This window comes from Microbacterium sp. ABR10 (genome assembly GCF_057812175.1).
The window spans coordinates 1,904,741-1,920,234 of sequence record NZ_CM173821.1 but is presented as its reverse complement, the minus strand read 5'-3'; the positions used below and the strand labels follow the sequence as shown (position 1 = coordinate 1,920,234).

Sequence of the window (15,494 nt, the reverse complement as noted above, 5' to 3'; positions counted from 1 at the left end):
TCGGGGACGGATGCCGCTCACAGGGGTGGTCGTCCCCACCACATCGTGGTGTCGCCGTAGTTGCGCTCGCGTTCGGGCACCAGACCGGCAGCCGCCCAGTCGGGCGCCGCGGAGCGCTTCGCGCGCTCGACGATGACGATGGCATCCGGGCTCAGGTGCGGCGCGAGGGCGACGAGGGCCTTCTCGAGGTCGTGGTCGGCGATGTCGTAGGGCGGGTCGAGGAACACCAGATCCCACTCCCCGGCGGATGCCGCCAGGTAGGTGGTGACATTCGCACGGTGAACCCGCGCCGGGGCGGCGACGCCCGCGGCGCGCACCCGCTCGGCGTTCTTGCGGATCAGTGCGGCGGCCGGGGCCGACAGCTCGACGAGGTCGGCGGAGGCGGCACCGCGGCTGAGGCTCTCCAATCCCAGCGCTCCGGAGCCCGCGAAGAGGTCGGCGACCCGGGCGTCGTCGAGGACGCCCGCCGACTCGAGTGCTCCGAACAGCGACTCGCGCACTCGGTCGCTCGTCGGGCGGGTGCCCTTCGGCGGGACGTCGAGAACGGTGCCGCCCGCTCGGCCGGAGATGATGCGCGTCACCGGTCCAGCCTAGGGTCGCGGATGCTGTCGGTCCTGGCAGCGGGGCGGCGGAGGAGGCTGAGCTTGTCGAAGCCTCGGGATCCTCGCGAAGCCTCGGGATCCTCGCGAAGCCTCGAGATCCTCGCGAAGCCTCGGGATCCTCGCGGGTGCTCGGTCCCTTCGACGGGCTCAGGGACCCCTGTCGGGCCGGGCGTGCGGGCGGCGATGTCGGGCGCCCTGCCTAGACTCGTCAGCATGCCCGGTCTCTCGCTCGCCTCCCGGCTCGACGGCGCCGTGGGCGGCAAGACGGCGTCGGCGTTCGACCGCGCATTCGGCATGAAGACCGTGGGTGAGCTGCTCGAGCACTACCCGCGCCGCTACGCCCGGCGCGGCGAGCTCACCCCGATCGCCTCGCTGCCGCTAGGCGAACCCGTCACGATCGTCGCCGAGGTCGTCAGCGCCTCGGAGCGTCGCATGCAGAACCGACGCGGCTCGCTCCTCGAGGTCGTGATCAGCGACGGCGACGGGCGCATGTCGCTGACGTTCTTCAACCAGCCCTGGCGACTGAAAGACCTCACTCCCGGACGGCGGGGCATCTTCTCGGGCAAGGTCGGCGAGTACCGGCGGCAGACCCAGCTGACGAACCCCGACTACGAGCTGTTCGACGACATCGCCGAAGCCCGCGCCGAGGCCGAGGTGACGGCGAAGAGGCCCATCCCCATCTATCCCGCCACCAGCTCCGTTCCCAGCACGCTCGTACAGAAGACGATCGCCGTCGTCCTCGACGCACTCGGCGACGTCGACGACCCGCTCCCCGACGACCTCCGTACCCGGCGGGGACTCCTCCCCGCTCGTGCGGCGCTCGAGAGCATCCACCGACCCGAGAACGACGACGACATCCCTCCGGCGGTGGCGACCCTGCGCATGCACGAAGCCTTCGTGCTCCAGACGGCACTGTTGCAGCAGCGTCAGTTCGTCCGTGCGCTCTCGGCGACGAAGCGACCCGCAGCGCCGGGCGGTCTGCTCGAGCGATTCGACGCGATCCTTCCCTTCGACCTGACTCCCGACCAGCAGAACGTCGGAGCGCAACTGGCCGCCGACCTCACGGGCGACTGGCCCATGAACCGTCTCGTGCAGGGCGAGGTGGGTTCCGGTAAGACGCTCGTCGCTCTGCGGGCGATGATGCAGGTGGCCGAGTCGGGAGGGCAGTCCGCCCTGATCGCCCCCACCGAGGTGCTCGCCGGTCAGCACCTCCGCTCGATCGCGCGCATGCTCGGTCCCGAACTCGCGCCGGAGCTCATGCCGACGCTGCTGACGGGGCAGATGCCCGCGGCCGAGCGACGCCGGGCGGCATTGCGTGTGGCGTCGGGGCAGGCGCGGATCGTCGTCGGCACGCACGCGCTCCTGAGCGCCACCACGACTTTCGCCGACCTCGGGTTCGTCGTCGTCGACGAGCAGCACCGCTTCGGCGTCGACCAGCGCGAGGCGCTGCGTTCCAAGGGCGACTCTCCGCACACGCTCGTGCTCACGGCGACGCCCATTCCGCGCACGGTCGCCATGACGGTGTTCGGCGACCTCGACGTCTCGACGATCCGCACCATGCCGGCCGGGCGCGCCGGCATCCAGTCGTTCGTCGCGCCGCTGGCCGAGAAGCCGAGCTGGTTCGCGCGGGTGTGGGACCGCGTGGCCGAAGAGGTGGCGCAGGGCCGTCAGGCGTTCGTCGTCTGCGCGGCGATCGACGCAGAGCAGCTCGCCGCTGACGACAAGACCGACGAACCCGCCGATGCACCCGACGGGGCAGCCCCCGCCGCGGGGGAGAGCAATCGAACGCGGTGGGGCGTCGTGCAGGTCGAGGCGCTGATCTCCCGGCTCCCGGGCTTCGCCGACATCCGTGTGCAGATTCTGCACGGCAAGATGTCCTCCGATGAGAAGGACGCCGTCATGCAGGCCTTTGCCCGCGGCGACATCGACGTGCTCGTGGCGACGACCGTGATCGAGGTCGGGGTCGACGTGCCGAACGCCTCGACGATGGTCATCCTCGAGGCCGACCGATTCGGCGTGTCCCAGCTGCACCAGTTGCGCGGTCGCGTCGGTCGTGGCGGGGTCCCGGGCCTCTGCCTGCTCGTGACCGAAGCCGCACCGGGCACGTCGTCTCGCTCGCGCGTCGAAGCCGTGGCATCCACCCTCGACGGCTTCGCCCTCGCCGAGGTCGACCTCGAACTCCGCGGCGAGGGCGATGTGCTCGGCGGAGCGCAATCGGGCGCCCGATCGTCGCTGCGTCTGCTGCGGGTGGTGACCGACGCCGACCTCATCACCGAGGCGCGCGCCGAGGGGGAGCGCCTCCTCGCCGACGACCCCGCGCTGGTGCGGCATCCCGGACTCGCCGCCGCCCTCGAACGCCGCGTGGGCGTCGAGGAGCGTGCCGCGCTGGCGAAGTCCTGAACGCCGGGCTCTCCGCCGAGTCGCGTCGATAGGCTGGCGGCATGGATCCCCGGATCGCCGTCGTCCCCGGCTCGTTCGACCCGCCCACGCTCGGTCACCTCGACGTCATCCGTCGCGCCGCCGGCCTCTTCGACCAGCTTCACGTGCTCGTCGTGCACAACCCCGGCAAAGAAGCGATGCTGCCCATCGCCGAGCGCCAACGTCTGCTCGAGCAGTCGATCTCGGAGGCTGGGGTCGAAGGTGACGTGATCATCGCGGCGTGGAGCGTGGGCCTCCTCGTCGACTACGCCACCGATGTGGGGGCGAAAGTGCTGGTGAAGGGCATCCGTTCGCAGGTCGACGTCGCGTACGAGACCCCGATGGCGATCGTCAACCGCGACCTCGCACACGTCGAGACGGTGTTCCTGCTGCCCGATCCCTCCCACGCCCTCGTGTCGAGTTCGCTCGTACGACAGGTGGCGGGCCTCGGTGGAGACGTGTCGCCCTACGTCCCGCCCGCCGTCGCGCGCTACCTCGACACCGGCGCCCGCGGCATCTGAACCCCCCCCGTCCGCGGGTGCGAGGTGGTCCGCCTTCCACGCGTAAACGCGATCTCTGCGCAGAAACACGCGCTCGTCGTGTTTCTGCGCGCAGAAAGCGTTTATGCGTGTTCGTTCGTGCGACGCCGCACCGCTGCTCGTGCCGCCGGCCCTCGCCCAGGGGCGCGCGGGTAGCATGGACGACCGTGAGAACCCGTCGACCCGGCCCCTTCCAACTCCCCGTCCGCGACATCGAGCACCATCCCGGTGAGATGCGCGAGCACAGCCTCGACCTCCCCACCCCCGAGAAATGGGGGGAGGGCCTGCTGTCGATCCCCGAGGGCGAGATCCTCGAACTCGAGGTGCGGCTGGAGTCGGTGCACGAGGGGATTCTCGTCTCGGGCACCGTCGACACCACCGCCACGGGCGTGTGCGGACGCTGCCTCATCGACATCGACGAGCCTGTCGAAGTCGAGTTCCAGGAACTTTTCGCGTATCCTGGGCACGAAGCGAGTGACTTCGACGTTCAAGACGACCACGTGGATCTTGAAAATCTGGTCAGGGATGCCATTGTCCTGTCGCTTCCGTTCCAGCCGGTGTGTCAGCCGGACTGCCCCGGGCTCGACCCGAACACGGGCGAGAGGCTGACGAAAAACACCGGCGACACGGAGCAGACGCCTGTCGACAACCGATGGGCTGCGCTCCAGCAGTACACCCCAGACGACGGCGATGCGCTCCGCGCCGCCCCCAAGACAGAGAAGAGCTAGTCATGGCAGGTAACCCCCCGAAGCGGAAGGTCTCCCGCTCCAACACCCGCTCGCGTCGCGCGCAGTGGAAGGCCGAGGCCCCCACGCTGGTCAAGACCATCGAGAACGGCAAGGTCGTCTACAGCCGCCCTCACCAGGCGAAGGTCGTCACCGACTCGCAGGGCACCGAGCTCTTCCTCGAGTACAAGGGCCGCAAGGTCGCCGACGTCTGATCGGCGATTCATGACGCGTAACAACGTCGAGCGCGCTGCGCTCACTGAGAAGCTCGGGGTCGACATCGACCCCGAGCTTCTTTCTCTTGCCCTGACGCACCGCTCGTACGCCTACGAGAACGGCGGCATCCCGCACAACGAGCGCCTGGAGTTCCTCGGCGACTCGGTGCTCGGGCAGGCCGTCACGGTGCGTCTATTCACACGGCATCCGGAGCTCGAAGAGGGGGGCCTCGCCAAGCGTCGCGCCAGCGTCGTGTCGACCGTCGCCCTCGCCGAGGTGGCCCGCAGAATCGGGCTCGGGGCATTCGTGCGCCTCGGCCGCGGTGAGATCCTCACCGGCGGGCGCGACAAGGACTCGATTCTCGCCGACACGATGGAGGCGCTCATCGGAGCGACCTTCCTGTCGGCGGGTCCTGAGGCGGCGACAGCCATGGTGCTGCGAATGGTCGAGCCGCTCCTCGCCGACCCCGAACGCTACGGCGCCGCGATGGACCCCAAGACGAGCCTGCAAGAGATCGCGGCCCGGCTGGGACTGCTCGCACCGGTGTACACGGTGGATGCCACCGGCCCCGATCACGACCGTCGTTTCACGGCCACGGTCACCGTCGGCGAGCTCGCCACGACGGGAAACGGATCGAGCAAGAAGCAGGCCGAGATGGCCGCTGCCCTCACGGCGTGGCGCGAGCTCGACACCCGTGCCTGAGCTCCCCGAGGTCGAGGTCGTGCGGGTCGGCCTCGAGCCCGCCGTCGCGGGCGCGCTGATCACTTCCGTCGACGTGCGGGACGAACGCGCGCTGACGCGGCACACCAGGGGAGCGGCCCACTTCGAGGCCGAACTGACGGGCCGGCGGATCACCGCCGCCGTCCGCCGGGGCAAGTTCCTGTGGATGCCGGTGGCCGGCGACGAAGCGATCGTCACGCACCTGGGGATGAGCGGGCAGATGCTGCTGCGGGTTCCCGGCGCTCCGGAGGAACGTCACGAGCGCATCCGCATCGAACTCGAGCATCCCGTGCATGGGCCACTGTCGGTCGTCTTCGCCGACCAGCGCACCTTCGGCTCGCTCGCGCTCGACGAACTCGTCGACACGCCCGACGGCGCCGCGGGCGGACGCGGGTCCGACCTCGCGCGCGTGCCCACCCAGGTGGCGCACATCGGTCGCGATCCGCTCGATCCGGCCTTCGACGCGGCGCGATTCCGCGCGAGGCTGGGCCGCACGGCATCCGGGATCAAACGCGTGCTCCTGGACCAGACGGTCGCCAGCGGTATCGGCAATATCTACGCCGACGAGTCGCTGTGGGCGTCGCGTATCCACCCCGAGACGCCCGGCTCTGACCTGCCCACCCGATCGGTGAACCGCCTGCTCGGCGAGGTGCGGGCGGTGCTCGAGAAGGCGTTGGCCGAGGGCGGCACGAGCTTCGACGCGCAGTACGTGAACGTCAACGGCCAGGCCGGATACTTCGCGCACTCGCTCAACGCCTACGGACGTACGGGTCAACCGTGCCCCCGGTGCGGGCGCCCGATCGTGCGCGTGTCGTTCATGAACCGCTCGAGCCATTTCTGCCCGCACTGCCAGAAACGGCGCTGATTCTCGGCCCGCGCCCGGGACCGACCGCACGAGTCGCCCGAATGCGGCGTCGGGGACGGTCCCGGGCGGCGTGGCCTGACGTCTCGCGCCGTGGGGTCAGGACAGGTTCTTCTGCCACACGCCCTCGTACGAGATCGGGGTGAAGCCGATCTGCTCGTTGATCGAGAGCATCGGGCGGTTCTCCTCCGCGTTGTAGGTGATCACGCGCGGCGAGTCGGGGGCGACGTCGCGCCACGCGAGGAGGCCGGCGCACTTGACCAGCAGACCCAGGCGGTGTCCGCGATGGGAGGCCACCACGAGGGTGTCCTCCTGTCCCGTCACCGCCGTGCGGTCCTTGCCGATGACGAGCTCGTTGAACGCGGCGAGCTCTCCCGAGTCCATGTGCTGCGCCGCGGTCACCAGCATGTGGCGACCCGCGTCGAGGTACGTGGCCTCGTGGCGACGGAGCCGAGCTGCATCCCACACCTCTTCGTCGACGTCGAGGTCGGCGGACGGCGCGTCCGTCGCCATGCGCGACTTCATCCAGGCGAAGGAGTCGACGAACTCGTCGGGCGTGGGCAGCGTCCACTGCACCACGCGATACCCGGCCGCCGCGGCCTCGGCCTCGGCGAGGAGGGCGCCGAGGCGTGGGCGTGCGTCGGCGAGATCGAGCGTGCTCACGCGCACGATCTGCTCGAGCGTGCAGCCGGATGCCAGCAGGAACCGCGCCGAGTGATCCTTCGGCACGGCGCCGAACCCCGTGGGTGCCGCCAACTGCGGTCCCTCGGCGGCAGGGTGCGCCGCCCACGACTGCAGGACCGTGCGTCCGTGGGCGCGGGCGAGGGGCTCGATCATGGCGAAGGCGGCGCGACCGATGCCCTGACCCCACGCGGACCGGCGTAGTTCGATGAGGTACGACCCGGTGCGGGCGCCGTCCTCCTGCGGGAGGTCGAGGCCCGCGCGACCGACGACCTCGCCGTGGAACACGGCGATCCACGAGAACCGCTTCACCTCCGGCCGGGGCTGGAACAGGGGGAGCAGTTCATCGGCGGGCATCGACTCGTCGTCGTGTCCGGAGATCTCCTCGTAGACGAGGTTGCGCAGGCGCACCATCTCGCGGAAGTCGGCGGCATCGTCGTCGTCGATGGATGCCGGGATGTGAAGGGGCCGCAGCTCAAGGCCGGCGGGAAGGGAGTACATGTGGGTGCTTTCGGTTCGGAAGAGATGTCGTGGGGTGGGGCCGGCCGGGTGCGGTCGGCCCCACGGGATCACTGCGGCGGCCGGATGAGGGCGGCCGTGCGGTGCCAGGCGCGTTCACGCGCGGCGCGTTCGGCGTCGGCTGCGCGGCGACGGTGCGCCTGGTCGGCACGGTGCGCGAGCGTTCGGCTGCGAGCGGCGTGACGCGTGAGCAGCCACAGGCCGAGGCGCAGCGACAGCCGGTCGAGCAGGCCGAGCGGCTGGTCGGTGGCGATCGTGATCGTGGACGGGGTGGGAGGGAGCGCGGCCGAGGCATGCTGCGGCGCGCGCGCGAACAGGGCGTTCATGCGGAGGCTCCGTGGAGGCGAAAGCGAGTGAGGGACGCGACGAGCGCGTAGCAGGATCGTGGAGATCCGGGCGAGCAGCGAGGGTGTGCTCGCGGGAAGCGGAGACGCGGGGCGTCTCTACGCGACGGGGTCAGCCCTGGAGATGGGGCATGCCGACGGCGGTGGTCACTCCGATGGCGGGTGCGGACAGCACGGGGGCGGCGGTGAAGCCGGTGGCGGTGAAGCCGGTCGTGATGCGAATCATGGTGTGACCTCCTTTCAACGTCGGTTGCGACCCCCGACGCTAGCGGAGGTCGTCACCGAAGGTCAAGCGATTTCCCAGAATCGGTCGACGTCCGGGCGCGTCCTGAAGGTGAGCGCGGCCCGCCGCCGCGGTTTTCCGCGGATCCTCGACTAGCGTGAGGCGAGGATTCGACCGGGCGGGAAGGCGGGTGACATGCATCTGAAAAGCGTGACGCTCAAAGGCTTCAAGTCCTTCGCCCAGTCGACGACCTTCGCGCTCGAACCCGGTGTGACCTGCATCGTCGGGCCGAACGGATCGGGCAAATCCAACGTCGTCGACGCTCTGGCGTGGGTGATGGGGGAACAAGGCGCCAAGACCCTGCGCGGCGGAAAGATGGAGGACGTCATCTTCGCCGGTACCTCGACCCGCGGCCCGCTCGGGCGCGCCGAGGTTCAGCTCACGATCGACAACGGCGACGGTGCGCTGCCGATCGACTACAGCGAGGTCACCATCAGCCGGACGCTGTTCCGCACCGGCGCCAGCGAGTACGCCATAAACGGTCAGACGTGCCGCTTGCTCGACGTGCAGGAGCTGCTGAGCGACTCGGGCCTCGGTCGCGAGATGCACGTCATCATCGGTCAGGGCCGGCTCGACACGGTGCTGCAGGCGACCGCCGAGGACCGCCGCGGCTTCATCGAAGAGGCCGCCGGCATCCTGAAGCACCGGCGCCGCAAAGAGAAGACCGTACGCAAGCTCGAGGCGATGGAGACCAATCTCACCCGCCTCAGCGATCTCGCCGGCGAGTTGCGCCGACAGTTGAAGCCCCTCGGAAAGCAGGCCGAGATCGCGCGGGAAGCCGCGACCATCGCCGCCGTCGTCCGGGATGCGAAGGCGCGACTCTACGCCGACGACCTCGTGCGGCTGCGCACGCAGCTGGCCGATGCCGCCCGCGCCGAGAGCGAGCGGCACACCGAGCGCCTCGGTCTACAGGAACAGGCCGATGGTCTGCGCCGGCGCGTCGAGCGGCTCGAGAACGATCAGCGCTCGGAGGCCGTCGACCGCGCGCGCAGCGTCTCGTTCGGTCTCGAACAGGTGCAGGAGCGCCTGCGCGGCCTGTACTCCCTGGCCGGTCAGCGCCTCACCCTTTTGACCGACGACGGCTCCGATACCCCAGGCTTCGCCCCGACCGTGTCGCAGAGCACCATCGACGACGTCCGGGCCGAGATCGACGACATCGCCGCGGGTCTCGGCGATGCGCAGGATGCCGCGGCCGAGGCCGCCCGCGCCGTCACGCGCGCACGCGCCGACCTCGATGCCCTCGATGTCGACATCGCCGCGCAGAGCGCCCTCGTTTCCGAGCACGACCTGAAGATCCAGGCGCTCCGCGGCACGGCGGATGCCGCGAACTCCGGCCTCGCGGCGGTCCGGGCCGGTGTCGACAGGCAGCAGCGGGCGCTCGATGCGGCCCTCACACGTCGGGCCGATGCCGAACGGGCCCGCGCCGAACTCGACCCCGACGTGGTGCCGGAGGCATCCACCGACGAGCACGCCGCGGCCTACGACCGGGCTCAGCGCGATGCGAACGACGTCGAGTCGAAGGTCGCCGGACTGCGCGAACGCCTCCACGCCGCCGAGCGCGAGCGCGACGCCCTCAGCGCGCAGACGACCGCGATCGGCCGTGCCCTCGACCTGCGCAACGCGGCAGCCGACCTGCTCGCCGTCGGCGGACGGGGCGTGCGCGGCCTCGTGGGCGACGACGTCAAGGTCACCGCGGGATACGAGGCGGCGATCGCCGCGGCCCTGGGGTCGCTGGCCGAGGGACTGCTCGTGGACGATGCCGTGGCGGCCTTCTCCGCCGCTCGTGACGCGCGCGAGGGCGACCTCGGCGTCGTCGAGATCGTCATCGCCGGCGTTGCTGCACCCGACGGGTCCCCGGCGGACGCGGCGACGGGGGTGGCGAGGGCCGTTCCCGCGACCGAGGTTGTCATCGCGTCGCCGGGGGTGCTCGGTATCCTGACGCGGACGGTGATCGTCGACGACCTCGCCACCGTCCGCGAGGTGCAGGCGTCGCTGCCCTCCGACGTCACCGTCGTCACCCGAGCCGGGGAGGTCGCGACGGCCCGGACGCTCCGGGCCGGGTCGGGGTCGGGACGGTCGCGGCTGGAGCTCGCCGCCGAGCGCGATGCGGCAGCCGTACGGCTCGATGAGATCGTCGTCATCGCCGATTCCCTGCGCGAGGCCCTCACCGACGAGCAGCGCGCGCTCACCGACGCCCGACACCGCACCAAAGAGTCGCTGTCGACTCTGCGCGCCCACGACGCCGCGCTGGCGGCCCATGCCGAGAGGGTCAACCGCGTCACGGTGCGGCACGAGGCGGCGGTCGCCGAATGCGATCGCCTCGCCGCGGGTCTCGCTCAGACGGAGACCGCGGTGGCCGAGGCCGAAGACGTCGCTCGTCGCGCCGACAACGCGCTCGAGCGCGCACTCGAGGCGCCGCGCCCTCTGCTCGACGCCTCGGCGCGCGAGGGCATGGCCGCCGAGGTCGACGCCGCGCGCGAGACGGAGATGCGAGCGCGTCTGGACATCGAGGGGCTGAAGGAGCGCGTGCGGGCGGGGGAGGCCCGCATCGTCCAGCTCGAGCAGCAGCGCGAGCGCGAACGTGCGGCCGCGGCGGAGGCCGCCCGTCGCGCGGTGCTCCGGCGCGCCCAACGCGAGGTCGCCGCGGAGGTCGCGAGTCACCTTCCCGCGCTTCTCGACTCGGTCGACCATTCGGTCAGCCAGGCGCGGGTCGAGCTCGCGGCAGCGGAGTCGGCGCGCACCGCGATCACCGAAGAACTGGCACGCGCCCGCGCCGATGAAGCGGCCGTGCGGGAGCGTCTTGCGCGCCTCACCGAAAGCGTGCACGGCCTCGAACTGCAGATGCACGAGAAGAAGCTCCACGTCACGAGCCTGCTGGAGCGCGTACAGTCCGAGCTCGCGCTCGACGAAGACGTGCTCGTCGCAGAATACGGCCCCGATCAGCTCGTTCCCGTCGATCGGGACGGTGACGGCGACCCGTTCGATCGCGCGGCTCAGAAGCGCCGGCTCCAGGATGCCGAGCGCAAGCTGTCGCAGCTGGGCCGGGTCAACCCGCTCGCGCTGGAGGAGTTCGCGGCCCTCGAGCAGCGGCACGCCTTCCTCACCGAACAACTCGCCGATCTGCAGCAGACCCGCGCAGATCTTCAGACGATCATCGCCGACCTCGACGAACGGATGCAGACCATCTTCGTCGCCGCGTTCGAGGACACCCGCGTCGCGTTCACCGAGATCTTCCCCATCCTCTTCCCGGGGGGCTCGGGCAGCATCTCGCTCACCGACCCCGACTCGCCGTTGACCACCGGCATCGAGGTCGCCGTGCGCCCCGTGGGAAAGAAGATCGAGCGATTGTCGCTCCTGTCCGGCGGCGAGCGGTCGCTCGCGGCGGTGGCGTTCCTGACCTCGATCTTCACCGCGCGGCCGAGCCCGTTCTACATCCTCGACGAGGTCGAAGCGGCCCTCGACGACGCGAACCTCGGGCGTCTTCTCGGCGTGTTCGAGAAGCTGCGCGCGAGCAGTCAGCTCATCGTCATCACCCACCAGAAGCGCACGATGGAGATCGCCGACGCGCTGTACGGCGTCTCGATGCGCCAGGACGGCGTGTCAGCCGTGGTCGGGCAGCGCGTGGGCGATCGTGCGGCCGTCCGCGCCGCCGCCCCGGACGAGGCCGCGCCCGTAAGCTGAAGCAATGGCTGAGAACTCCTGGTCGCTGGGCCGCGCTCTGCGCGGATTGTTCGTCAAGCCCACGATCGACGAGACGACGTGGGACGACCTCGAGACGGCGCTGCTCACCGCCGACTTCGGCCCCGACGTCACCGAGCGCCTGATCGACGAGTTGCGCGAGAAGGTGGAGCGCTTCCGCACCACCGATCCGCGCGACCTGCAGCGGATGCTCCGTGAGACGCTCGAGGAGCATTTCGCCAAGTTCGACACGACACTCCGTCTTACCGAGCGTCCCGCGGTCGTGCTGGTCGTCGGCGTCAACGGCGTGGGCAAGACGACCACGATCGGCAAGTTCGCCAAGTTCCTCCAGCGTTACGGCCGCACGGTCGTCGTCGGCGCGGCCGACACCTTCCGCGCCGCGGCGGTCGACCAGCTCGCGACGTGGGCCGAGCGCGGGGGAGCGACCATCGTGCGCCCGCAGCACGAGGGTCAGGATCCGGCATCCGTCGCCTTCCAGACCGTCGCCCACGCCAAAGAGACCGCGACCGAGATCGTGCTGATCGACACCGCCGGGCGCCTGCACACCAAGGGCGGCCTGATGGACGAGCTCGGCAAGATCAAGCGCGTGATCGAGAAGCAGGCGCCGATCAGCGAGGTGCTCCTCGTGCTCGATGCGACGACGGGACAGAACGGTCTGATGCAGGCGCAGGCCTTCCTCGACAGTGCGGGGGTCACGGGTCTCGTGCTCACCAAGCTCGACGGGTCGGCCAAGGGCGGGTTCGTGCTCGCCGTGCAGGAGCTCACCGGTATCCCGGTCAAGCTCCTCGGGCAGGGCGAGGGCATCGGCGATCTGACGGGCTTCACCCCGCACGTGTTCGCGGCCTCGCTCGTCGACTGAGCAGGGTCACGCGCCACGCGGGGTGCTCGCGCAGGCGGCCCCTCGCGGATCCGTGCCCATACCGCACGGCGAGCTGCGGGCGGGTCGTCTTCCCGAAGCCCGGACGGACTGCTTACATGGAGGCATGGCCATCGAGCACGACTTCTTCGGACTCCTCGAATCCGGCCCCGACGGGTCGATCTTCTGGAGTGAGAACGTGGAGTTCGGTGACCAGAGCGTCACCGTCGACCTGACGGCTCCCGATCAGGACGACGTGTCCGTCGAGGCCCTCGACGTCGCGGCATCCATGGTCTCCTCGCTCGAGTCGATCGATCTCGCCGCTCGCAACGCCATGGTCGATGAGCTGGACTCCCGCACCAGTGAGGTGACCGAGTACGTCCTGCAGCAGCAGGCGACCCTCGGCGAAGAGCTCGACGACCTCCTCTCCGATGTGAGCGGCGACACGCACATCGACGTCATCAAGGCGCTGCAGCTGATGAGCATGACGATTCTCGCCGACGAGCACGGCGGCGCCGACCCGTTCGCGGTCCTCGAGTACGCCCTCGATCCGGATGCCACCGACGACGTTCTGCTGGTCAACCTCGCCTCCGACGGTCGCGTGCAGTCGGTCACCAGCGCCGATTGAACGCGCAGACCCCGCGCGTCACACCGTGCTCGGATCCGCGCTCCGTCAGCGGTGGGTGAGCGACCCGTCGCCGAGGATCGGCCCTCTCGCCGCCCTCACACCGCCTGGGCGAAACCGGCGTCGGCGTCCACGATGTCCTTCGCGAGGTGCGCGAGGTGGGGCGGGATCTGCTGCCCCTTCGACACCATCGACTGCGCCCACAGGCGCCCCGCGCGGTACGACGAGCGCACGAGGGGACCGGCGAGCACGCCGAGGAACCCGATGCGCTCGGCCTCTTCTTTGAACTCGACGAACTCCGCGGGTTTCACCCAGCGCTGCACGGGGAGGTGACGGGGAGTGGGACGCAGATACTGCGTGATCGTGATGATGTCGGTGCCCGCGGCGCGCAGGTCTTCGAGGGCCTGAACGACCTCTTCGGGTTCCTCGCCCATGCCGAGGATGAGATTCGACTTGGTGATGAGGCCGGCGTCGCGGGCGGCGCTCAGCACGCCGAGGGAGCGCTCGTAGCGGAAGGCCGGACGGATGCGCTTGAAGATGCGAGGAACCGTCTCGACGTTGTGCGCGAACACCTCGGGACGCGACGAGAAGACCTCTTCCAGCAGCGCCGGGTTGCCCGAGAAGTCGGTCGCGAGGATCTCGACGCCCGTGCCGGGGTTCTCGGCGTGGATGCGCCGCACCGTCTCGGCGTGGAGCCACGCCCCCTCGTCGGGCAGGTCGTCGCGCGCGACGCCGGTGACGGTCGCGTATCGCAGCTGCATCCGGGTCACGCTCTCGGCGACACGACGCGGCTCGTCGGTGTCGTAGTCGGCGGGTTTGCCGGTGTCGATCTGGCAGAAGTCGCAGCGGCGCGTGCACTGGGAGCCGCCGATGAGGAAGGTCGCCTCGCGGTCCTCCCAGCACTCGAAGATGTTCGGGCAGCCCGCCTCCTGGCAGACCGTGTGCAGATCCTCGGTCTTCACCAGGTTCTGCAGGGCGGTGTACTCGGGGCCCATCTTGGCCTTGGTCTTGATCCACTCGGGCTTGCGCTCGATGGGGGTCTCGGCGTTGCGCACCTCGAGGCGCAGCAGCTTCCGCCCCTTGGGGGCGGTGGATGCCGCGGCTCCCGTGTTGCCGGTTCCGCAGGCGCTCACGCGGCCACCGCCGCGTACTCGGCGCGGAACACCCGCTCGATGGAGGGAACGAGGTCGGCGGGGGAGACGTCGGCACCGACCACCTCGCTGACGGTCGTGACCCCGGCATCCGAGATCCCGCAGGGGACGATGTGCCGGAAGCCGGCGAGCGAGTTGTCGCAGTTGACCGCGAAGCCGTGCATGGTCACTCCCTTCTCGACGCGGACGCCGATGGCCGCGACCTTGTCGACACCGAGCGGTCGCTTCACCCAGACGCCGCTGCGTCCCTCGACCCGGAAGCCGTCGACGCCGTGCACGCGCAGCGCGTCGATCAGCAGAGCCTCGAGCCGGCGCACGTGAGCGACGACGTCGATCGGTTCGGGCAGCCGCACGATCGGGTAGCCGACCAGCTGCCCGGGTCCGTGCCACGTGATTTTGCCGCCGCGGTCGACGTCGATGACGGGGGTGCCGTCGTCGGGTCGCTCGTGTGCTTCGGTGCGCTTGCCGGCGGTGTAGACGGCCTCGTGCTCGAGGAGCAGCAGCGTGTCGGGCCGCTCGTCGGCGACGACGTCGGCGTGAACGCGCCGCTGGTGGGCCCACCCGTCGAGGTAGGGCACATACAGCGGAGCGAGGCCCGCGTGGTGGATGTCGATCATCGACCGCCTCCGATGTTGGATTGCGTCCAACAATACACGCAGGGGACCCGTCTAGTCTGAATCGGTGACCCCCGAACCGCGCAGCGGACGTCCGCGCTCCTCCTCGAGAGAGGTGCTGTCCGAGGCGGCGTGCGAGCTGTTCCTCGAACAGGGTTACGACGCCACCAGCGTCTCCGACATCACGCGCCGCGCGGGGGTGAGCCGCTCGAGCTTCTTCAACTACTTCGCGGCCAAGAGCGACGTGCTGTGGTCGGGCTTCGACGAGCAGGTCGCCGCAGGCGTGGCGCTCCTCCACGATGGCGCTGACATCGTCGCCGCCCTGGCGACGATCGGCCGCGGACTGACGCCCGACGCCCTTGCCCTGGCGATCACCAATGCCAATGCCATGGGCATCGCCGCCGAGCTCGACCGTGATCGCGCCGTGCGGCAGTTCCGTCTGCAGCAGCACGTCGTGGCCCGCTTCGGGCGAGAGGGGATGCCGCGATTGCTCGCCGAGGTCCGCGCGGGCGCGCTCGCGGCCGCCGTGCTGGCGGCGGTCTGGTCATGGGCGGACCGCACCGCGACGGGGCGACCCCTCGACGAGGTGCTCGCCGAGGCACTCGCCCTCGTCTGACGCGCCGCGCTCGCCCCTCCGGCG

General features: G+C 70.3%; 15 protein-coding genes. 10 read left to right on the top strand and 5 right to left on the bottom strand.

From position 1 onward, the window contains the following. Nucleotides 1-17 precede the first annotated feature (17 nt). Nucleotides 18-581, bottom strand: coding sequence for a 16S rRNA (guanine(966)-N(2))-methyltransferase RsmD (gene rsmD, locus ACXKZF_RS08880; RefSeq protein ID WP_488983971.1), 564 nt, complete (start codon nucleotides 579-581; stop codon nucleotides 18-20). 234 nt (nucleotides 582-815) lie between these two features. Between rsmD and ACXKZF_RS08875 the strand changes: the two genes are divergently transcribed. The 6 genes from ACXKZF_RS08875 to mutM all read left to right on the top strand — a co-directional run bounded on the left by ACXKZF_RS08875 (nucleotide 816) and on the right by mutM (nucleotide 6,085). Further along, nucleotides 816-3,002 (top strand): ATP-dependent DNA helicase RecG, encoded by a 2,187-nt coding sequence (locus tag ACXKZF_RS08875; protein WP_488983970.1) that lies wholly within the window; start codon nucleotides 816-818, stop codon nucleotides 3,000-3,002. 41 nt (nucleotides 3,003-3,043) lie between these two features. Then, complete coding sequence (gene coaD, locus ACXKZF_RS08870) at nucleotides 3,044-3,541, top strand: pantetheine-phosphate adenylyltransferase (protein WP_055954072.1); 498 nt, start codon at nucleotides 3,044-3,046, stop codon at nucleotides 3,539-3,541. 251 nt (nucleotides 3,542-3,792) lie between these two features. Further along, nucleotides 3,793-4,287 (top strand): YceD family protein, encoded by a 495-nt coding sequence (locus ACXKZF_RS08865; protein ID WP_055954074.1) that lies wholly within the window; start codon nucleotides 3,793-3,795, stop codon nucleotides 4,285-4,287. A gap of 2 nt (nucleotides 4,288-4,289) precedes the next feature. Next, complete coding sequence (rpmF, locus tag ACXKZF_RS08860; protein WP_019179169.1) at nucleotides 4,290-4,499, top strand: 50S ribosomal protein L32; 210 nt, start codon at nucleotides 4,290-4,292, stop codon at nucleotides 4,497-4,499. A 10-nt stretch (nucleotides 4,500-4,509) separates the two neighbouring features. Continuing rightward, nucleotides 4,510-5,202: a ribonuclease III gene (rnc, locus tag ACXKZF_RS08855; protein ID WP_488983969.1), complete on the top strand. Its 693-nt coding sequence runs from the start codon at nucleotides 4,510-4,512 to the stop codon at nucleotides 5,200-5,202. After that, complete coding sequence (mutM, locus tag ACXKZF_RS08850) at nucleotides 5,195-6,085, top strand: bifunctional DNA-formamidopyrimidine glycosylase/DNA-(apurinic or apyrimidinic site) lyase (RefSeq protein ID WP_488983968.1); 891 nt, start codon at nucleotides 5,195-5,197, stop codon at nucleotides 6,083-6,085. The genes rnc and mutM overlap by 8 nt, the downstream gene beginning before the upstream one ends. 96 nt (nucleotides 6,086-6,181) lie before the next feature. On the opposite strand, the gene ACXKZF_RS08845 is transcribed toward mutM, so the two are convergent. Further along, nucleotides 6,182-7,264, bottom strand: coding sequence for a GNAT family N-acetyltransferase (locus tag ACXKZF_RS08845; RefSeq protein ID WP_488983967.1), 1,083 nt, complete (start codon nucleotides 7,262-7,264; stop codon nucleotides 6,182-6,184). Nucleotides 7,265-7,332: 68 nt separating this feature from the next. Then, a complete protein-coding gene (locus ACXKZF_RS08840) occupies nucleotides 7,333-7,608 on the bottom strand; it encodes a hypothetical protein (RefSeq protein WP_488983966.1) in 276 nt (91 codons plus the stop codon). Between the two features lie 436 nt (nucleotides 7,609-8,044). On the opposite strand from ACXKZF_RS08840, the gene smc reads away from it, so the two are divergent. The 3 genes from smc to ACXKZF_RS08825 all read left to right on the top strand — a co-directional run bounded on the left by smc (nucleotide 8,045) and on the right by ACXKZF_RS08825 (nucleotide 13,092). Further along, nucleotides 8,045-11,590: a chromosome segregation protein SMC gene (gene smc / locus ACXKZF_RS08835; RefSeq protein ID WP_488983965.1), complete on the top strand. Its 3,546-nt coding sequence runs from the start codon at nucleotides 8,045-8,047 to the stop codon at nucleotides 11,588-11,590. Nucleotides 11,591-11,594: 4 nt separating this feature from the next. After that, nucleotides 11,595-12,467 (top strand): signal recognition particle-docking protein FtsY, encoded by an 873-nt coding sequence (ftsY, locus tag ACXKZF_RS08830; protein WP_055954091.1) that lies wholly within the window; start codon nucleotides 11,595-11,597, stop codon nucleotides 12,465-12,467. 124 nt (nucleotides 12,468-12,591) lie between these two features. Continuing rightward, the gene (locus ACXKZF_RS08825; RefSeq protein ID WP_055954095.1) at nucleotides 12,592-13,092 is read left to right on the top strand and encodes a DUF2004 domain-containing protein; all 501 of its coding nucleotides are present in this window, start codon (nucleotides 12,592-12,594) and stop codon (nucleotides 13,090-13,092) included. 95 nt (nucleotides 13,093-13,187) lie between these two features. Here ACXKZF_RS08825 and lipA read toward each other — a convergent pair whose 3' ends face one another. Together lipA and lipB are read right to left on the bottom strand one after the other, a co-directional pair. Continuing rightward, the gene (gene lipA / locus ACXKZF_RS08820; protein WP_488983964.1) at nucleotides 13,188-14,222 is read right to left on the bottom strand and encodes a lipoyl synthase; all 1,035 of its coding nucleotides are present in this window, start codon (nucleotides 14,220-14,222) and stop codon (nucleotides 13,188-13,190) included. Next, a complete protein-coding gene (gene lipB, locus ACXKZF_RS08815; RefSeq protein ID WP_055954097.1) occupies nucleotides 14,219-14,857 on the bottom strand; it encodes a lipoyl(octanoyl) transferase LipB in 639 nt (212 codons plus the stop codon). The genes lipA and lipB overlap by 4 nt, the downstream gene beginning before the upstream one ends. A gap of 64 nt (nucleotides 14,858-14,921) precedes the next feature. Between lipB and ACXKZF_RS08810 the strand changes: the two genes are divergently transcribed. Continuing rightward, nucleotides 14,922-15,470: a TetR/AcrR family transcriptional regulator gene (locus ACXKZF_RS08810; protein ID WP_488983963.1), complete on the top strand. Its 549-nt coding sequence runs from the start codon at nucleotides 14,922-14,924 to the stop codon at nucleotides 15,468-15,470. Nucleotides 15,471-15,494: the final 24 nt, after the last annotated feature.